This window comes from Amycolatopsis sp. cmx-4-54 (genome assembly GCF_046548895.1).
Lineage (GTDB): Bacteria > Actinomycetota > Actinomycetes > Mycobacteriales > Pseudonocardiaceae > Amycolatopsis.
In genome coordinates, this window is the sequence record NZ_JAEBEJ010000002.1 from 822686 (window position 1) to 841738 (window position 19053).

The following is a 19053-nucleotide window of genomic DNA, read 5'->3' on the forward strand; positions in this document are numbered from 1 at the left end:
GGACCAGCGAGAATATTTGCAGCGACCGTTCAGTTTCGCTTCACATATGCTGGCGGTATGGACATCGGCCGGTTGCGGACCCTGCGGGAATTCGCCGATCGCGGCAGCGTGACGGCGGCCGCGAAGGCGTTGCACTGCACGCCGTCCGCCGTTTCCCAGCAGCTGCGCGCCTTGCAGAGTGACGTCGGTCTCGCGCTGACCGAACCCGCCGGGCGAGGCCTGCGGCTGACCGACGCGGGCCGTACGCTGGTCGCCCGCGCGGACGACGTGCTCGCCGCCCTCGAACGCGCCGAGTCCGAATTGGACACTTATCGCAGCGCCCCGCGCGGCCGGGTCCGGGTCGCGATCTTCCAGTCGGCCGGGCTGATGCTGCTGCCAGGGTTGCTGCACCGGACGGCGGAGTTCGAGGGGCTGGACGTCATCGTGCGTGACGTCGACATGACCCCGCCGGAGGTCCCCGGGCTCGTCGCGGATTACGACATCGTGGTGGCGCACCGGGACGAGCACGCGCCGTCGCTGGGCTCGGACCGCCTGGAGACGCGGCATCTGCTGCGTGAACCGCTCGACGTCGCGCTCCCCGCCGGGCACCGGCTCGCGAAGCGGCGCCGCATCGAGCTGGCCGAGCTGGCCGACGAACGCTGGATCAGCGTCAATGCCGGGTTCCCGGTGGACGACATCCTCCAGTCGCTGATCATCCGCACCGGGGTGCGCCCGCAGGTCGTCCAGCGCATCAACGATTTCCGCATCACCGAACGGCTCGTCGCCGCCGGGCACGGGATCGCGCTGCTGCCCCGGTACACAATGGACACTCGGCGCGGCAGCGGCCTCGTCTGCCGTCCGCTCGCCGGGATCAAGGCGGCGCGGCACGTGGAAGCGGTCTACCGGCTCGGGGCGTCTTCCCGGCCGGCGGTGGCGAAGGTGCTCGAAGCGCTCGCCGACGAGGTCGCGTCGCTCACGGGCGAGCGTGACTCTTCAGGTGGGCCAACGCGATCTCGAGCGCGTCAGCGATCGGCGTGACGTCATGGCGCAGGTGGGCCATCAGCAGGCCGCCCTGGACACAGCTCATCGCGGCCTGCGCGAGCCTGGCCGGGTCGGCGTCCGCGGCGAGCTTTCCCTGATCCCGCAACGATTCCAGCCCGCGCTGGAGATGTGACTCCCATTCGCGGTAGGCCTTGTCCAGCAGTGGCGCCATCCTGGGGTCGTCGCCGAGTTCGCCGGTGAGGTTGCCCAGCGGGCAGGCGATCGGTCCCTTGGGCGTGGTCTGGATGGCCAGGATCTCCCGGGCCCACTGGTCGAAATCGGCCCAGTCGCGCAGCTCGAAGATGGTCGGCTGGTTGCCGAGGATGTTCTCGAGGAAGCGGGCGATGACCGCCTCGACGAGCTGATCCTTGTTCTTGAAGTAGTGGTACATCTGCGATTTCCCGGTGCCGCTCGCCGCGAGCACCTTGTCGACGCTCGTCCCGGCGACGCCGTTGACGTACATCAGCTCCGCCGCCGCGTCGACGATCGCGTCCCGCGTCATCCGCCCCTGCGGGGTCTTCGCCGGTTGACCACTCATGTACCGGATAGTACAGTCGGCTTCACTGTACCGATCAGTACAACCGAAGGAGCCGACATGGGGGATCTCAATACCGACCTGGCCGAGCTGCGGGAATCCGTCGCGAGCCACGTTTCGGCCGAGGTCGCCGAGGTGCTGAAGGCCGACCGGGCGGCGTTCGCCGGGGTGGTCGCCGAGGCGGCCGCGAAGCCGGGCACGGCGATGCCGGATCTCACGCTGCCGGATGCCGGAGGCGAGCGGATCCGGGTCGGGGACGGGCCCGCCGTCGTGGTGTTCTACCGCGGCGCGTGGTGTCCGTACTGCAACCTCGCCTTGCGCACGTATCAGCAGGAACTGCTGCCGGAGCTGGAGAACCTGGGCGTGAAGCTGGTCGCGGTCAGCCCTCAGTTGCCGGACGACTCGCTGTCCACAAAGGACTTGGACTTCACCGTACTGTCCGATGTGGACAACACGCTGGGCCGCGCGCTCGGCATCACGTTCCGGCTGGCTCCGGAGACGAAGCCGGCTTTCGACACGCTCATCGGCGACGTCGAGAAGATCAACGGGGCGGCGGAATGGGAGCTGCCCTATCCGACCGTCCTGGTCGTGGACGGCGAGGGTGTCATCCGGTACATCGACGTGCACCCGGACTACACCACGCGCACCGACCCGGCCGACGTCCTGGCCGCCGTGAAGACCCTGTAGGCGCCACGCCCGGGAAGCGCGTGAAGGCCCCCTTCCCTCGGCTCAGCCGAGGGAAGGGGGCCTTCACGCGCAAAGCGGGAACTACCGGTGAGCCCGGTTCACGGCCGAGACGACGGCCCGCAGCGAAGCGGTCACGATCGACGGGTCGATCCCGATACCCCAGTACACCCGGTCGGAGATCGCGCACTCGATGTACGACGCGGCTCGCGCGTCGTCGCCCGGCGAGAGCGTGTGCTCGCTGTAGTCCAGCAGCCGCAGGTCGAACCCGACGGTCGACAACGCGTCGAAGAACGCCGCGATCGGGCCGTTGCCGCGGCCGGTGACCTCGTGCTCGTCACCTTCGACCCGCACGGTGGCGGTGATGTCGTACTCGCCGTCGCCGTTGTCCCTGACGTGCTGGCGTACCAGCTCCAGCGGGGTCTTCAGCTCCAGGTACTCGGCCGAGAACGCGTTCCACATCGTGGTCGGGTCGACCTCGCCGCCCTCGGTGTCGGTGTGGCGCTGGACCACCTTCGAGAACTCGATCTGCAGGCGCCGCGGCAGGTCGAGCTGGTGCTCGGCCTTCATGATGTAGGCGACGCCGCCCTTGCCGGACTGCGAGTTCACCCGGATGACGGCCTCGTAGTTGCGGCCGATGTCCTTCGGGTCGATCGGCAGGTACGGGACCTCCCACGGGTGCTCGTCGACCGGTGTGCCCGCCTTGTCGGCGGCGGCCTTCATCGCGTCGAGGCCCTTGTTGATCGCGTCCTGGTGGCTGCCGGAGAACGCGGTGAACACCAGGTCACCTGCCCACGGGCTGCGTTCGTGCACCGTCAGCTGGTTGCAGTATTCGACGGTCCGCTTGATCTCGTCCATGTCGGAGAAGTCGATCTGCGGGTCGACGCCCTGGCTGTACAGGTTCATGCCCAGCGCGACCAGGTCGACATTGCCGGTGCGCTCGCCATTGCCGAACAGGCAGCCTTCGATCCGGTCGGCGCCCGCCTGGAAGCCCAGTTCGGCGGCGGCGATACCGGTGCCGCGGTCGTTGTGCGGGTGCAGCGACAGGATCACCGAATCGCGGCGCTCCAGGTTGCGGTGCATCCACTCGATCGAGTCGGCGTAGACGTTCGGCGACGCCATCTCGACGGTCGCGGGCAGGTTCAGGATGGCGGGCTTGGCGCGCGTCGGCTGCCAGATCTCGGTGATCGTGTTGCAGACCTCGAGCGCGTACGACAGCTCGGTGCCGGTGTAGGACTCCGGCGAATACTGGAACCGGAAGTCGGTGTCCGGCTGCTTCGCGGCGTAGTCGACGACCAGCTCGGCGGCCTGCGAAGCGATCTTCGTGATGCCGATGCGCTCCTCGCGGAACACGACGCGGCGCTGCAGGATCGAGGTCGAGTTGTAGATGTGGACGATCGCGCGCGGCGCGCCTTCGAGCGCCTTGAAGGTGCGCTCGATCAGCTCCGGACGGCACTGGGTCAGCACCTGGATGCTGACGTCGTCCGGGATGGCGCCCTCGTCGATGATCTCGCGGACGAAGTCGAAGTCCGTCTGCGACGCCGCCGGGAAGCCGACCTCGATCTCCTTGTAACCCATGCGGACCAGCAGGTCGAAGAACTTGCGCTTGCGCGCGGGCGACATCGGGTCGATCAGGGCCTGGTTGCCGTCACGCAGGTCGACGGCGCACCACAGCGGCGCGGTGTCGATGCGCTTGTCCGGCCAGGTGCGGTCGGGCAGCGAGATGTCCTCGACCAGGTCGTACCAGGGGCGATAGCGGTGCACGGGCATCGAAGTGCCGCGCTGGGTGTTCCACGAGGCCTGCTCGGAAGGGGCAGGACGGGTGGGCTTGCGGATGCTCATGAGGGGAGGGTTCTCCTGAAGAATCGGGTGCGACGACCGGCACCACGAAGCCCCGCGACGGGGAGCCGGTCCGATCAGGCCCCGTCGCGGCAGCGAAGCAGGAGAGCTCGAGCCACGACGCCACCTTAACCGCGCGATCTCCCGAAAGGAAACCCGGGCCGCGATCGAACCGTGACTCAAGTGGCGCCCATTCGGGTTACTCGCGGGTAGCAATCGGACCAGGCGGCGTGCCACACTGCCCGGCATGGGCGAGCACGCTGAAGAGAAGGAAACCGCTGATCAGCCGACCAAACGCAAGGTCGACTGGCGAGCGGGCGGCGGTCGCGCGGCCGGGATACTGGCGAGCGTGGTGCGCTGGGCCGGGTTGATCTTCGCGGCCATCCTGGTGCTGCACGTCGTCTTCGTGATCGGTGAGGCGAACGCCGGCAACGGCATCGTGTCGTTCGTCCGCGGCTGGGCCGACGGGCTCCTGCTCGGCTTCAAGGACCTCTTCATGCCCGAAGACGCCAAGCTCCGCGTGCTGATCAACTACGGCATCGCCGCGATCTTCTGGATGGTGGTCACGGGCATCGTCGCCAAGATCATCCGTCGCGTCGGCGGCGCGAACTAGCCGCATTTAGTCCTCTGAATGCGGTCCTTGCGCGTGCAACCACCGCGTTCAGAGGACTAAATGCGGTCGGGGGAAAGCCGGTCGTAGGCCTCGACGGCGGCTTTCGGGTCGTCCGCCTGGAATTTCACGACACGGACGGTCTCGGTCGCACCGAGCGGCCGGGTCACCGTGATCGGCTCACGCAGTTCGGCGATCAGGTTGGTTTCGTAGAAGTTGTCGTAGCTGAGCCAAACCCCGTCGCGGAACGTCTTCGCCTTGGCCGGATCGTGGCTTTCCTTCACCTGCCGCAGGCTCACGACGTTCCCCCGAGGGATCCGCACGTCGTAAAACGAGCTGTAGCGCACCCGCACCTCACGCGACGAGATCACGTGCGGCCGGACGACAGTACCGGCGTATACGCCGAATACCAGCAGCGCCGAGTAGACGCCGAGGGCCAGCAGCAGAAGGTCGACGACGAGGCCGAAGTCGAGCAGCCAGAACAAACCCGCTTCGACGGCGCTCACCACGGCGAGCACGATGAAGATCGACTTGCCTCCTCCGCCGTACGGCACCGCGACGGCGTCCCCGTCGATTCCGTCCTTCCGGCGCCTGAGATACAGCCAGAGCCCGGCCATCGTGCGGGATTCGTTGCGGAGAACGCGGCGAAAGGCCCCCATGGCCCCAGGTTAGCGCTCGAACTGCGTCAGGATCTTCAGCGCGTCGGCGGATCCCGGATCCTTGGGCGTGTAGATCTCCAGCCGGTGATCGGGGCTGTCGGGCTGGAGCCACACCTGGTAGTCGACGCTCACCGCGCCGACCGTGGGGTGCCGCAGATGCATGGGCCCGACGGTGCAGTCGGCGACGTCGCCGGTCGCCCACAGGGTCGCGAACTCGTCGCTGCGCATCGAAAGTTCGCCGATGAGCCCGGCCAGGCGGGCGTCGGTGGGGTAGCGGCCCGCGGTCAGCCGCAGGTAGGCGACGTGGATCGGCGCGAGTTCGGCCCGGTTCCGGTGCAGTTCGCGGGTCAGCGGGTCGAGGAAGAACATGCGCGGCAGCGAAGGCCGCCGTTCGGGATCCTTCGGCGCGTCGAAATCGAGGTGTTCGGCCATGAGCGTGTGCCCGGCGTGGTTCCACGCGAGCACGTCGCCGCGACGGCCGAAGACGAGGGCGGGCACGGCCTCGCCGAGGTTCTCCAGCAGCGCGAGGACCCGTGGGTGCGGCACTTCGGGGCCGGGGTCGGTCAGCTTCGGGAGCGAGGTCTGCCGCGCGAGGTTGTGCAGATGGCCGGTCTCGACGTCGTCGAGCCGGAGCGCGCGGGCGAGCGCGTCGAGCACTTGCCGTGAAGCGGTTTCGGCCAGTCCTTGCTCCAGCCGCGTGTAGTACCCCGCGCTCACCCCGGCGAGCTGGGCGAGTTCCTCGCGGCGCAGACCGGGCACGCGGCGCGAAGTGCCGTAGGTGCGCAGGCCGATCTCGGCGGGCGTCACCCGGTCACGACGGCTCTTGAGGTACACGCCGAGGCTTTCCATGACTCCGAGCCTAAGTTCTCCGCCCGCCGCGTGGGTGCACCTGCCGGGTGTACCCACAGCGAGGGGATGGCTGCTCTCCCGAAGCCGGTACAGCGTCGAGGTCATGACACGACAGCACACCAGGGCCTGGTTCGGCCTGCTGGTGATCCTCTGCCCGGTGTTCCTGGTCTCCATGGACGGATCGATCCTGTTCCTCGCGATGCCCAGGATCAGCCAGGCGCTCACCCCCACGGCCGATCAGGCGTTGTGGATCCTCGACGTCTACGGCTTCGCGGTCGGCTCCTTGCTGATCGCGTTCGGCAACATCGGTGACCGGTACGGACGGCTGAAGCTGCTGATGATCGGCGCCACCGTGTTCGGCATCGGTTCGGCGGGCGCGGCGTTCGCCCCGAACCCGGAACTGCTCATCGCGTTCCGTGCCCTGATGGGGCTGGCGGGAGCGACCCTCCTGCCGTCCGCGCTGGCGGTGCTGAGCGAACTCTTCCCCGACGCGCGACGCCGGGCGCGGGCCATCGGGATCTTCGCGGCCGCGTTCGCCGCCGGTTTCGCGATCGGCCCGGTCGTCGGCGGTGTCCTGCTGGAACGGTTCCCGTGGGGTTCGGTCTTCCTGGTCAACCTGCCGGTGATCGCGGTGTTCCTGGCGCTCGCGCCGGTACTGCTGCGGGAGGTGCGGGCCACCGGGAAGGGGCGCGTCGACGTGCTGAGCGTCGGGCTCTCCGCCGCCGGGCTCCTGCTCGCGATCTACGGGATCAAGCACGCGGCCGCCGACGGCCTGTCGGTCACCGCGGTCTCCGCCGCGATCGCCGGGGCCGGGCTGCTGGTGTGGTTCGCCCGGCGCCAGCGGGGTCTGGAGTATCCGCTGATCGAGTTCTCCCTGTTCCGCGACCGGGTCTTCACGATCGCGATCGTCACCGGGCTGCTGCCGCTGGCGGCGTGGTCGGCGGCCGCGTATCTGTCGGGGATCCACCTGCAGTCCGTGCTCGGCCTGCCCGTCCTGCACGCGGCGTTGCTGGCGCTGCCGGGCGCGGCCGTGCTCACGATCATGTGCGTCGTCACGCCCGCCCTGGTCGACCGGATCGGCGCCCGCGCGGCACTGATCGTCTGCCATTTCTCCATCGCCGCCGGGCTGGCGCTGCTGCTCATGACCGGTGTCACGGGCGGGGCGGGCTGGTACGTCGCGTCGACGGTGGTCGCCGGTGTCGGCTACGGCATCTCGTTCAGCGTGGTGGCGGACACGGCCGTCGCCGCGGTGCCCGCCGAGCGCGCGGGAGCGGCGGGCGCGATCGCCGAAACGAGCAACGAGATCGGCAACGCACTCGGGATCGCGCTCATGGGCTCACTCGCCGCGCTGGTGTTCCGCCTGGCCGGACCGGACCTCGCGCCCACCCTCGGCGAAACCCTAGAGATCGCGCCCACGGCCGCTCTTGACGCGAAGGAGGCCTTCGTCACGGGCCTCCACACGGCCGTCGCGGTGCTGAGCCTGCTGCACGTCGGGCTCGGGATCCTCGCCCTTCGCTGGCTCCCTCAGCCGTCGAAAGCGCTGGTGCCCCAAGCGTCGGCGTAGGCGAATTCGGCCAGCGGGACTCGCTCGCGCGGCGCCTTCTCGCGCTCGATGCGCCAGTCCTCTTCGAGCACCGAGGGGTCCGCGGGCGAGCCGACGGCGATGGCGACCTTGGGGACGACGTCGTCGGGGAGGCCGAAAAAGTCCTTCGCCGCTTCGGCGGAGAAGCCCGCCATCTGGTGCGCGATCAGCCCGAGGTCGACGGCCTGGAGCACGAGGTTCTCGCTCGCCAGCCCCAGCCCGTACTCGGCGTAGGGGACTTCGCCCTTCTCGTTCGTGGTCACCATCACGCCGATCAGCAGCAGTCCGGCGCGGTGGGCCCACGCGCGGTTGCCCGAGTTGAGCGTCGAGAGGATGCGGTCGAACGACGGCGTGCCCCGCAGGCCGACCAGGTAGCGGGCGGGCTGGGTGTTGCCGAACGACGGAGCCCAGCGGGCCGCTTCGAGCAGCGCGCGGAGCTGGTGTTCGGTGACGATCGCTGACTCGTCGTAGGCGCGCGGGCTCCAGCGGTGGGCCAGGATCGACGCGATCGGGGTACTCGTGTCGGCGGGTTTGTGCATTGGCGGACGATAACAAGGGGTGCTCTCCGTCACTAAAGTGAAAGCCCTCCGACTATTTCGTTGGTGTCAAGGAAGATTTACTTCCAGGAGTCCTCGAAGTGGTGGTCAGGACCACTTACGAGGGTGGCGAGCGCGCGTCGCCCCGGTAGGCTTTCGCCCAAATAAGGGACGCGGGGGCTCCTCGGTGCCCACCAGGAGCACGCCCGGCCCGTCGAGGAGGTTCGGGCGTGGCCCTCGTGGTCCAGAAGTACGGCGGTTCGTCGCTGGAAAGTGCCGACCGGATCAAACGCGTCGCGGAACGCATCGTCGCCACCAAGAAGGCGGGCAACGACGTGGTCGTCGTCTGCTCCGCCATGGGAGACACCACGGACGAGCTGCTCGACCTGGCTCAGCAGGTCAACCCGGCGCCGCCGGAACGCGAGATGGACATGCTGCTCACCGCGGGTGAGCGCATCTCCAACTCCCTGGTGGCGATGGCGATTTCGGCGCAGGGCGCGGAGGCCTGGTCGTTCACCGGCTCGCAGGCCGGCGTGGTGACGACGTCGGTGCACGGCAACGCGCGGATCATCGACGTCAGCCCCAGCCGGGTGACGGAGGCCCTCGACCAGGGTTACATCGCGCTGGTGGCCGGATTCCAGGGCGTGTCGCAGGACACCAAGGACATCACCACCCTCGGCCGCGGGGGTTCGGACACCACCGCCGTCGCGCTGGCCGCCGCGCTGAACGCCGACGTCTGCGAGATCTATTCCGATGTGGACGGTGTGTACACCGCCGATCCCCGGGTCGTGTCCGACGCGCGCAAGCTCGACACCATCGCCTACGAGGAGATGCTGGAGCTGGCGGCGAGCGGGTCGAAGATCCTGCACCTGCGCTCGGTCGAGTACGCGCGCCGCTACGGCGTCCCGATCCGAGTCCGTTCTTCCTACAGTGACAAGCCGGGCACCACGGTGACCGGTTCTATCGAGGAGATCCCCGTGGAACAAGCGTTGATCACCGGTGTGGCGCACGACCGCTCCGAAGCCAAGATCACGGTGACCGGAGTGCCGGACCACGCCGGCGCCGCCGCCAGGATCTTCCGGGTGATCGCCGACGACGAGATCGACATCGACATGGTGCTGCAGAACGTGTCCAGCACCGTCTCTGGCCGCACCGACATCACCTTCACCCTCTCGAAGGCCAACGGGGCCAAGGCCGTGCGGTCGCTGGAGAAGATCAAGGACGAGATCGGCTTCGAGTCGGTCCTCTACGACGACCACGTCGGCAAGGTTTCGCTCGTCGGCGCGGGGATGCGTTCGCACCCCGGTGTCACGGCGACGTTCTGCGAAGCGCTCGCGCAGTCGGGCGTCAACATCGAAATCATCAACACCTCGGAGATCCGGATCTCGGTGCTCATCCGGGACGCGCAGCTCGACGACGCGGTGCGCGCGATCCACGAGGCGTTCGAACTCGGCGGCGACGAAGAAGCCGTCGTCTACGCGGGGAGTGGTCGCTGATGTCCGAGGGTTTGCGGGTAGGCGTGGTCGGGGCGACCGGCCAGGTCGGCGGCGTCATGCGCCGTCTGCTGGCCGAACGGGGTTTCCCGGTCGCCGAAATGCGCTACTTCGCCTCGGCGCGGTCCGCCGGTTCGAAGCTTCCTTGGCGTGACGGGGAAATCGTCATCGAGGACGCGACGACCGCGGACCCGTCCGGTTTGGACATCGCGCTGTTCTCGGCCGGTGGCGCGACCTCCAAGGCGCAGGCGGAACGGTTCGCCGCGGCTGGTGCCACGGTCATCGACAACTCGTCGGCGTGGCGGATGGACCCGGACGTCCCGCTGATCGTCAGCGAGGTCAACCCGGAAGCGATCAAGGAGGCGCGCAAGGGGATCATCGCGAACCCCAACTGCACCACCATGGCCGCGATGCCGGTGCTCAAGCCGCTGCACGCCGAAGCCGGTCTGGTGCGGCTCGTCGCCAGCACCTACCAGGCCGTGTCCGGCAGCGGGCTCGCCGGCGTGGAGGAGCTGGAAGGCCAGCTCGCCGCCGCGGCGGCGAACGCGGGCGCGCTGACCCACGACGGCGCGGCGGTGGACTTCCCCGAGCCGAAGAAGTACGCGCGACCCATCGCGCACAACGTCCTCCCGCTCGCCGGGTCCATTGTGGACGACGGTGAGTTCGAGACGGACGAGGAGAAGAAGTTCCGCAACGAGAGCCGCAAGATCCTGAGCATCCCGGAGCTGCTGGTCTCGTGCACCTGTGTGCGGGTGCCGGTGTTCTCGGGGCACTCGATCTCGATCAACGCCGAGTTCTCGCAGCCGCTTTCGGTCGCCCGCGCGACCGAACTGCTGACCGGCGCCCCCGGCGTGGAGCTGTCGGACATCCCGACGCCGCTGCAAGCCGCCGGCCAGGACCCGTCCTACGTCGGGCGCCTGCGGACGGACCCGGGCGTCGACGGTGGTCGTGGCCTGGTGCTGTTCCTGTCGAACGACAACCTGCGGAAGGGCGCGGCGCTCAACGCCGTGCAGATCGCGGAACTGGTCGCCGCGAACTCCTGACCCCGGCGTGCGATGAACGGTCCTTTACTTGCGAAATTCGCAAGTAAAGGACCGTTCATCGCATCCGCGGTCAGTGCACTCGAGTGTCCACAAGGGACACTTTTGCGTGACGAAATGCCCGATTGGTCGCCGTGTGCACGGTTACGCGCGACGGTCGTGCCGCTGACGTTGCGAAAGCCACTTTCCCAACCTTCAACGTTGCGAAAGTGGCTTTCGCAACATGCCACATTTGCCTGATTCGCCAATAGGACGATCCTTGCCATTCACGACCCCTCCGCGAACCGTCCAAATCGGGCGCGCCGGGCGGCTTGACGTCCCTTGTGGCACCTGAGGTTCCTGGGACGACGGACCGGCTGCTCCGGAACGCGTCAGGGCTTCGCCGCACCCGCACAAGCCGCGTACCGCGTAGCCAGGAACTCGCCCCGAGGGTCCCCGCTGTAGGACCAAACCCCGCTGTCCGCCCGCGTCCCCAAATGCCGGAACTGCTCGACGGCCTCGTCGAAGCGCCCGTTCTCCACGAGCGCCTTCGCCAGGTACGCCCGGTCTCCCCGCGTCTCCGGGGCGTCACGTCCTTCGCCGTCGAGCCACGCCAGGATCTCGTCGAGCGCGCCGGAGACCCGCGGGTCCCGCCAGGCGGGAACGTCCTGGAACTCGGCTTCGTGCGCGGCGACCAGCAGCAGCGGAGCCAGCTTCGGCGACTTCGCGGCGGCGGTTTCGGCGAACTCCCACATCAGCTCGTTCGAGCCGAACCACTTCGCACACCAGTACTGCAATGCCCGCGAATGCGCGCCGCGATGCCGCGGGTCGCGGGCGGCGAGTTCCGCCCAGACCTTCCGGTACTGGTCGTTCTCGTACTGCCGCCCCATCGCGATCGCGAGCGCGGTCACCCACGGCGTCGGGTCTTCGGGAGCCAGCCCTGCCGCCTCGTGCACGGCGTCCTCGGCCTGCTCCAGCACCCGGAAGAACGCGGCGAACTGCTCCTGGGTGACGTGCTTCGCCTGCAGCGCGCTGCGCACCTCCCACGCCACGTGCACCAGCGACTCCGCGGTGACGAGCGCCGCGTCCGGGTCGCCGGGGCGGGCCTTCCGCCACGCGCGCAGCCACTCGTCGTCCTGCGCGGCGGCCTCCCCGAGCGCGCCGGTCACCTGACCACGGCGATCCCGGTTCTCCCGGGTCGACGCCAGCAGCGCGGCGGCGCCTTCCCATTCGCCGCGGGCGGTCGACTCCTGTACGGCGAGGATCTCCTCGTCGGTCCAGTACTCCTTGGCCGACACCTCGCCGTCGGCCGGGAGACCCCAGCGCGTGACGTCCGGGATCCTGCCCTTGAACTTGGGCTTCTCCGGCGGCAGGAGCGCGGCGAACTCCTCGGGCGTCAGGACGTTCTTGAGTTCGTCGACTTCGACGCCACGCCGCTTCGCCTCTTTCATCATGGCGAAGACGGCCTTGCGTTCACGGGATTTGAGCAGCCAAAGCATCGGAACTCCTTAAGAACGAACAAGGGTGAGAGACGGCCGGTAGCCGGCGGGCACCCCGGCGGCCGTCAGGAGCGCGCGAAGCGGCGCGGTGTCGGATTCGGCCGAGGCCGCCTTGTCGACCGACGGCGTGAGCTGTTCTCGCAGCGGCTCGTCCAAGGTGAACCGCGCGGGGCCGGACCACGAGAGCGACCATCGTCCCGCGCCGACGTCGGTGAGCGCCGCCTGGACGACGATCGCCAGCCGTCCCCGGACGGAGACGGCGGCGAACTCCCGGCGGGCACGCGGCCCGGCTCCGGCGGGCGGCGCCGAATCCGGATCGGCGAGTTCCTCGTGCCTGCCCGCGTCGAGCAGGTCCAGCGCCATGTCCAAGGTGCGTTCGCCCAGGATCTCGGCGGCCGCTTCGGCGGCGTCGTGACGACGGCCGATGGCGACCAGCGACTGCCAGTCCGTCCGCCGCTTCTTGCGCGCTTCGTCGGAGAAGACGGTGAACAGCGCCTCGTCGAGCATCTTTTCGGCGCCGGCCAGCAGTTCGGTCGCCGGACGTTCACCGCCGGGGCGCACCGGGATCCGGGCGCCTGCTTCGAGCGCCGCGACCCGGTCCCGGGTGGCCGGATGCGTGTCCCAGCGCGAGGTCTCGTCCTCCGACGGGTTCCGGCGGATCTCCTCCATCTGCTCCGCCCTGGCCGGGTCGGTGAGCAGCGCGCGGTAGCCGTCGCCGAACCGGTCCGGGAGGTATCCCGCGTCCCAGCCGATCGCGGCGTAGTTGTTCATGAAGAATCGCCAGGTGACGGCCAGCGCTTCGATCTCGCGCAGGGCCGAGGTCGCCGCGTCGGTACCGGCGAGCCGGGCCGAGACGGTGTCGGCCCGGAGTTCCTGGGCCCGGCAGACACTCATCGAGACGACGAAATACAGCTTCGCGTACTGCTTGAAGAGCCAGCCGACGAAGCGCTCGAAGTAACCTTCGCGATCGAGGCCGCTGACCACCCGCGCGATCGACTTGCGCCCGCGATAGGTCAACGCCGAGAACCGGGTGTCCTTGTTGCTGTAATGCCCCAGTTCGTGCGCGAGCACCGCGCGGAACTGGTCCTGGCGCAGGCCCATGATCAGCGGGACACCGATGATCATCCGGCGGCGCAGCACCCGCAGCCCGAGCCACGAGGTCCGCTCGGTGACCGCGGCGTTGACGTCCGGATCGAGGTAGATCTCGTCCGGCGGCCGCGTCCCCGCTTCGGCGGCCAGCTCCCGGACCAGCGCCCAGAGGGCGGGCTGCGACTCGGGCGTCACCTGGACGCCGGGCACGTCGTCGTCGGTCACCCGCTCGACCGTGAGCAGGGTCTTCAGCAGGATCCAGCCGACCGGGACCGTGACGATGCCGAGCTTCACCGCCGCGAACACGTTGTGGCTCAGCGCCAGCACTTCGAGCGCCACGATCCCGCCGACGAAAGCGAGCACGAGCAGCGGGAACCCCGCCAACAGGACGGCAGCGAGCAGCCCACGTAAAGACTTCACCGTGAAACGGACCTTCCCCAGAGTTGGTGACCCCCGACACCGAGCGCCCATTGTGCCCGAAGCGGCTCCCGCGGCCGATCACTTTTCGAATACGATCGAAGACTTCGGGATGAACATCACGCCACCGCTTTTGGTCGCGTGTGGACAGTCCACTGTGGAGAACGGTAATTGCCTTGTCCGGTTCGTCCGGCCCGTGCATCCTCAAGAGCGGCAAAACGCTTCCACGAAGGGAAAATCATGTACACGGCGGTCGAAGGCTCGCGGGTTCCGATCCGGATGTGGGCCGACCCCGCGTCGGTCGAGGACCAGGCCATGCGACAGCTGCACAACGTCGCCAACCTGCCGTGGGTGCACGGCGTCGCGGTCATGCCCGACGTCCACTACGGCAAGGGCGCGACCGTCGGCAGCGTGATCGCGATGCGCGACGCGGTGTCCCCGGCCGCCGTCGGCGTCGACATCGGCTGTGGGATGAGCGCGGTGCGGACCTCGCTCACCGCCGCCGACCTGCCCGACGACCTGCTGAAGCTCCGCCGCCGGATCGAATCGGCCGTCCCGGTCGGGTTCGGCCTGCACAAGACCCCGGTGAACCCGGCGAAGGTGCACGGTGTCGGTGGCTGGGACGCGTTCTGGAAGTCCTTCGGCGAGCTGCATCCCGGCGTCCAGGACCTGCACGACCGCGCGTCGCGGCAGATCGGGAGCCTCGGCGGCGGTAACCACTTCATCGAGGTCTGCCTCGAACAGGGCGGCGAGGACGAGGGCCGGGTGTGGCTGATGCTGCACTCCGGTTCGCGCAACATCGGCAAGGAACTCGCGGAACGGCATATGGCCGTCGCGCGGAAGCTGCCGCACAACGCGGACCTGCCGGACCCGGATCTCGCGGTGTTCGTCGCGGGCACGCCCGAGATGCGGGCGTACCGGCGCGACCTGTTCTGGGCGCAGGACTACGCGGCGCGCAACCGCGCCACCATGGTCGCGCTCGTGAAGCAGGCGCTGAAGGACGTCGTGCCGCAGACGACGTTCGACGACGCGATCAGCTGTCACCACAATTACGTCGCCGAAGAGACCTACGACGGCGTCGACCTTCTGGTGACCCGTAAGGGCGCGATCCGCGCGGGTTCGGGTGACCTCGGGATCATCCCGGGCAGCATGGGCACCGGTTCGTACATCGTGCGCGGCCTCGGGAACGCGTCATCCTTCCAGTCCGCGTCGCACGGCGCGGGCCGCCGGATGTCGCGGAACAAGGCGAAGAAGCTGTACACCGCCGAGGACCTCGCCGCGCAGACCGCCGGTGTGGAATGCCGCAAGGACTCCGGCGTGGTGGACGAGATCCCGGCCGCGTACAAGGACATCGAAACGGTGATCAGGGCGCAGACGGATCTCGTCGAGGTGGTCGCGCATCTCAAGCAGGTCGTCTGCGTGAAGGGCTGAAACGGGGGTGGTGTGCCGGGGGAACCCGACATACCACCCACGTTTCTCGCTACTGTGGTTCTCATGAAGAGGTTGGGAATCACGGCGCTCCTGGCGGCCGCCGGGCTCGCGCTGGCGGGCTGCAGCGAGGTCACGAACGCGGTCGATCAGACGAACAAGGCGGCGACGAAGGTCAGCGCCTGCGCCGAGGCGCTCAGCCTCGCCGACCTTAATCCGGACCCGGCGACGCTCAAGGAGCGCGCCGCGGACAAGGAGAAACGCCTGCGTGAGCTGGCGGGCAGCGTCGGCGAGCAGAACGTGGCGAGTGCGCTCACCGGCATGGCCGACTCGTATCTGCAGGTGCAGAAGGAGAACATCCAGGACGCGGGCAAGGCCGCGGACTGGACCAAGCGCAACCTCGAGCAGCTGGAAGCCCTCCGGAAGGTCTGCGCCTAGCCCATCTCTCGCGTTTCGTCCTCTGGATGCGTGGTCGCCGGTGTTGCGAAAGCCACTTTCGCAACCTTCAACGTTGTGAAAGTGGCTTTCGCAACACCCCCGGAGCACTTCGCGACAAGGCCCCCGCGCGAGGCGGCGGATCTCGCGTGATTGGAGGCGTGACTCGCGTGATTGGAGGCGGATCTCGTGAGTGCGGTGTCCGAGCACGCGAGATCCGTCTTCCGACACACGAGTTACGGCTCCGAGCACGCGAGTGCGGTCCTAGAGCACGCCAAGACGAACTCAGGAAGGGGCCTTCACGCGCGTCAGGGGGAAGTGAGCGCCGGCACCTGGGCGGGGGTGCGGGAACGGCGCCAGAACAGGCCGACCGAGGCGATCGCCAGCGCGCCCAGCGCCGACGCCGCGAAGCCCCAGCCCGGGCTGGAGTGGTCGATCACGAATCCGATGATCGGGCTCCCGATCGCCAGCCCGATCCGGCTGGCCGCGTCCAACAGGCCCATCGCCTCCCCGCGCACGCGGGCGGGCGCCGCCGCGCTGACCGTCTCCGTGCTCGCCGCGAGCGTCGGCGCGCACAGCACGTTGCTCGGGAACAGCACGATCGCCAGCAGCCACCACGGCTCGGTGATCAGCCCGACCGGCAGGGTCAGCACCGCGAGCAGCACCATCAGCGTGCCCTGCGAAAGCGACCGCCGGACCGCGCCGTGGATCGCCCCGCCGAGGACCGACGCGACGCACATCACCGTGATCAGCAGCCCGGACCAGGCGATGTCACCGCTCGCGCGCAGGGTCGCCAGCGCGGCGAGCTCCATGCCGACCAGGCAGAACAGCGCGCCCGCGGCGATGAACATCGCCATCACGAGCCGTCCGGTGAGCCAGCTCCGCACGGACGGCCGGTCCCCGGTGAACACCTCGGCGTCGGCTTCGGCGCGGATCGGCGGGTTCTGCCGGTAGATCAGCGCCGCCGAAAGCGCGAAGCAGACCCCGATCCCGGTGAGCGCGTAGACCGCGGGCAACTGCGTGATCGCCATGATCCCGGCCGACGGCCCGATCATGAACGACGCCTCCACCAGGATCGTGTCCAGCGAGTAGGCAGCCCGCCGTTGTTCCAGCGGCACGAGCGCGGTGAGCACCAGCCGCGCGAGCGTCCCGGCGGGCACCGACAGCACCCCCGCGGGGAGCGCGACCACGAGCAGCACCTGATACGGCAGATGAGGTGCGCTGATCCAGAACGTCGACGAGGCCAGCCCGCAGATCGCGACCACCGGCCGCAGCCCGTAGCGGTCGACGTACCGGCCGACGAGCGGTGCCCCGATCGCGCTGCCGAGGGTGGTGGCGGCGCCGACCAGCCCGGCCGCGCCGTAGCCGCGGCCCAGGTCGTTGACCACGTACAGCGTCATCGTCACGCCCATGGCCGTCATCGGGAGCCGGGCGAGGAACATCAGCAGCATCGAGCTGGGAACTCCGGGCACGGCTAACACGCGACGATACGGAGCGAGGGCCATACGTCCGATGAGAACGTAACTTGGTACGCGCGTGCAAGTTTTTTTCGCGTAGCGCGGGTCACCCGGAACCGAGTGCTTTCTTGACTGATTCCAGATTAGGCGAGAGGGTGGGAGAGGACCGACCGCTCACCACCACGAACCAGGAGGCACCGGCGTGACCCTGCCGACCACGAACAACGTGGGCATCCCCGCGCAAGCGACAACGATTCCCAGACCGTAGGCGCCAACGGCCCGATCCTGCTCCAGGACCACTACCTGATCGAGAAGAACGCCCAGTTCAACCGTGAGCGGGTGCCGGAACGCGTCGTCCACGCCAAGGGCGGCGGCGCGCACGGCTTCCTCGAGGTCACCGAGGACGTCAGTCAGTTCACGAAGGCCGCGTTGTTCCAACCGGGCGTGCGCACCGAGAGCCTGGCCCGGTTCTCCTCGGTCGCCGGGGAGAACGGTTCGCCCGACACGTGGCGCGACCCGCGCGGTTTCGCGGTGAAGTTCTACACCTCCGAGGGCAACTACGACCTCGTCGGCAACAACACCCCGGTGTTCTTCATCCGCGACCCGATCAAGTTCCCCGACTTCATCCACTCGCAGAAGCGCCGCGCCGACAACCACCTGCGCGACCACGACATCCAGTGGGACTTCTGGACACTGCGGCCCGAGTCCGCGCACCAGGTCACCTGGCTGATGGGCGACCGCGGCATCCCGTCGAACTGGCGTGAGATGGACGGCTTCGGATCGCACACCTACCTGTGGGAGAACGCCGGCGGCGAGAGGTTCTGGGTCAAGTACCACTTCAAGACCGACCAGGGCATCGGCTACCTGCCGCAAGCCGACGCGGACCGGATCGCCGGCGAAGACTCGGACTACTACATCCGCGATCTGTTCAAGAACATCAAGCAGGGCAATCACCCCAGCTGGACGCTGTATGTCCAGGTGATGCCCTACGCCGAGGCCGCGGACTACCGCTTCAACCCGTTCGACCTGACCAAGGTGTGGCCGAAGGGCGACTATCCGCTGATCAAGGGCCTAGGTTCGGCCAGTGCTCGACCGCAATCCGGCGAACTACTTCGCGGAGATCGAGCAGGCCGCGTTCGAGCCGTCCAACCTGGTGCCGGGGATCGGCCCGTCGCCGGACAAGATGCTGCAGGGCCGCCTGTTCGCGTACCCGGACGCCCACCGCTACCGGATCGGCGCGAACTACACGCAGTTGCCGGTCAACGCGCCGAAGTCCCCGGTCAACAGCTACTCGCGCGACGGCGCGATGCGCTACGACAACCCGGGCGACCCGGTGTACGCGCCGAACTCCTACGGCGGCCCGCACGCGAACGCGGAGATCGCCGCCGAGACCGCTTCGGGCTACGGCGTCGAGGACGAGGTCATCCGGTCGGCGTACCAGCTCCACGCCGAGGACAACGACTTCGGCCAGCCGGGCACGCTCGTCCGCGAGGTGATGGACGACGCGCAGCGCGAGCGGCTCGCGAGCAACATCATCGGCCACGCTTCGAACGACGTCTCGCGCCCGGTGCTCGAGCGGGTCTTCGAGTACTGGCGGAACGTCGACAAGGACCTCGGCGACAAGGTCGCGGACGCTTTCCGCGAGTAAGGACCTCTTGCGAGAGGCTGCTCCCACCACAGAAAGCCCCCGGTGCCCGCACCGGGGGCTTTCCCATGCCCCACTCGCATGTGAAACCCAGAAGTGGGCGTGGCGTGCGTGGGGGACAACCCGAGTGGAGCAGTGCGACACGCCTGTCCGACGGAGTGATCAAGCGAAACGATCACCGTTTACACCGCTGTGGGTGAACGAGCCGCACCGCCGTGTCGGCCGGTCACAGGTGGTCATAAACCGGCGGGAAAAGG

The 19053-nt window shown here is 68.5% G+C and carries 16 protein-coding genes and 1 pseudogene; 9 read left to right on the forward strand and 8 right to left on the reverse strand.

Annotation, left to right across the window (positions count from 1 at the left end):
- Window positions 1-57: 57 nt before the first annotated feature.
- Window positions 58-1017 (forward strand): LysR family transcriptional regulator, encoded by a 960-nt coding sequence (locus ACLJQ7_RS09235; RefSeq protein WP_410647671.1) that lies wholly within the window; start codon window positions 58-60, stop codon window positions 1015-1017.
- On the opposite strand, the gene ACLJQ7_RS09240 is transcribed toward ACLJQ7_RS09235, so the two are convergent.
- Window positions 953-1558 (reverse strand): TetR/AcrR family transcriptional regulator, encoded by a 606-nt coding sequence (locus tag ACLJQ7_RS09240; RefSeq protein WP_410647672.1) that lies wholly within the window; start codon window positions 1556-1558, stop codon window positions 953-955. The genes ACLJQ7_RS09235 and ACLJQ7_RS09240 overlap by 65 nt on opposite strands.
- Before the next feature lie 57 nt (window positions 1559-1615).
- Here ACLJQ7_RS09240 and ACLJQ7_RS09245 point away from each other — a divergent pair, with 57 nt between their 5' ends.
- Window positions 1616-2242: a peroxiredoxin-like family protein gene (locus ACLJQ7_RS09245; protein WP_410647673.1), complete on the forward strand. Its 627-nt coding sequence runs from the start codon at window positions 1616-1618 to the stop codon at window positions 2240-2242.
- Window positions 2243-2323: 81 nt separating this feature from the next.
- Here ACLJQ7_RS09245 and leuA read toward each other — a convergent pair whose 3' ends face one another.
- The gene (leuA, locus tag ACLJQ7_RS09250; RefSeq protein WP_410647674.1) at window positions 2324-4081 is read right to left on the reverse strand and encodes a 2-isopropylmalate synthase; all 1758 of its coding nucleotides are present in this window, start codon (window positions 4079-4081) and stop codon (window positions 2324-2326) included.
- A 244-nt stretch (window positions 4082-4325) separates the two neighbouring features.
- On the opposite strand from leuA, the gene ACLJQ7_RS09255 reads away from it, so the two are divergent.
- The gene (locus ACLJQ7_RS09255) at window positions 4326-4691 is read left to right on the forward strand and encodes a hypothetical protein (protein ID WP_410647675.1); all 366 of its coding nucleotides are present in this window, start codon (window positions 4326-4328) and stop codon (window positions 4689-4691) included.
- A gap of 56 nt (window positions 4692-4747) precedes the next feature.
- Here ACLJQ7_RS09255 and ACLJQ7_RS09260 read toward each other — a convergent pair whose 3' ends face one another.
- A complete protein-coding gene (locus ACLJQ7_RS09260) occupies window positions 4748-5347 on the reverse strand; it encodes a hypothetical protein (protein ID WP_410647676.1) in 600 nt (199 codons plus the stop codon).
- A 9-nt stretch (window positions 5348-5356) separates the two neighbouring features.
- A complete protein-coding gene (locus ACLJQ7_RS09265) occupies window positions 5357-6196 on the reverse strand; it encodes a helix-turn-helix transcriptional regulator (protein WP_410647677.1) in 840 nt (279 codons plus the stop codon).
- Window positions 6197-6299: 103 nt separating this feature from the next.
- Between ACLJQ7_RS09265 and ACLJQ7_RS09270 the strand changes: the two genes are divergently transcribed.
- A complete protein-coding gene (locus ACLJQ7_RS09270; RefSeq protein ID WP_410647678.1) occupies window positions 6300-7760 on the forward strand; it encodes an MFS transporter in 1461 nt (486 codons plus the stop codon).
- On the opposite strand, the gene ACLJQ7_RS09275 is transcribed toward ACLJQ7_RS09270, so the two are convergent.
- On the reverse strand, window positions 7721-8317 hold the full coding sequence (locus tag ACLJQ7_RS09275) for a nitroreductase family protein (RefSeq protein WP_410647679.1): 597 nt from the start codon (window positions 8315-8317) through the stop codon (window positions 7721-7723). The genes ACLJQ7_RS09270 and ACLJQ7_RS09275 overlap by 40 nt on opposite strands.
- Before the next feature lie 227 nt (window positions 8318-8544).
- Here ACLJQ7_RS09275 and ACLJQ7_RS09280 point away from each other — a divergent pair, with 227 nt between their 5' ends.
- Window positions 8545-9810, forward strand: a complete 1266-nt coding sequence (locus ACLJQ7_RS09280; protein WP_410647680.1) for an aspartate kinase — start codon at window positions 8545-8547, stop codon at window positions 9808-9810.
- Window positions 9810-10850, forward strand: coding sequence for an aspartate-semialdehyde dehydrogenase (locus tag ACLJQ7_RS09285; RefSeq protein WP_410647681.1), 1041 nt, complete (start codon window positions 9810-9812; stop codon window positions 10848-10850). Before ACLJQ7_RS09280 ends, ACLJQ7_RS09285 begins: the two co-directional genes overlap by 1 nt.
- 368 nt (window positions 10851-11218) lie before the next feature.
- On the opposite strand, the gene ACLJQ7_RS09290 is transcribed toward ACLJQ7_RS09285, so the two are convergent.
- Both ACLJQ7_RS09290 and ACLJQ7_RS09295 read right to left on the reverse strand, forming a co-directional pair.
- On the reverse strand, window positions 11219-12325 hold the full coding sequence (locus ACLJQ7_RS09290) for a DUF4034 domain-containing protein (protein ID WP_410647682.1): 1107 nt from the start codon (window positions 12323-12325) through the stop codon (window positions 11219-11221).
- Between the two features lie 9 nt (window positions 12326-12334).
- Window positions 12335-13834, reverse strand: coding sequence for a M48 family metallopeptidase (locus ACLJQ7_RS09295; RefSeq protein WP_410647683.1), 1500 nt, complete (start codon window positions 13832-13834; stop codon window positions 12335-12337).
- A gap of 237 nt (window positions 13835-14071) precedes the next feature.
- Here ACLJQ7_RS09295 and ACLJQ7_RS09300 point away from each other — a divergent pair, with 237 nt between their 5' ends.
- Window positions 14072-15262 (forward strand): RtcB family protein, encoded by a 1191-nt coding sequence (locus tag ACLJQ7_RS09300; protein ID WP_410647684.1) that lies wholly within the window; start codon window positions 14072-14074, stop codon window positions 15260-15262.
- Between the two features lie 63 nt (window positions 15263-15325).
- Complete coding sequence (locus ACLJQ7_RS09305; RefSeq protein WP_410647685.1) at window positions 15326-15697, forward strand: hypothetical protein; 372 nt, start codon at window positions 15326-15328, stop codon at window positions 15695-15697.
- Between the two features lie 305 nt (window positions 15698-16002).
- Here ACLJQ7_RS09305 and ACLJQ7_RS09310 read toward each other — a convergent pair whose 3' ends face one another.
- Window positions 16003-17145 carry an MFS transporter gene (locus ACLJQ7_RS09310; RefSeq protein WP_410647890.1) on the reverse strand — a complete coding sequence of 381 codons (1143 nt, stop codon included), beginning with the start codon at window positions 17143-17145 and terminating at the stop codon, window positions 16003-16005.
- Window positions 17146-17353: 208 nt separating this feature from the next.
- Between ACLJQ7_RS09310 and ACLJQ7_RS09315 the strand changes: the two are divergent.
- Window positions 17354-18799, forward strand: a pseudogene (locus ACLJQ7_RS09315) (catalase).
- The last annotated feature ends 254 nt before the right edge of the window (window positions 18800-19053 follow it).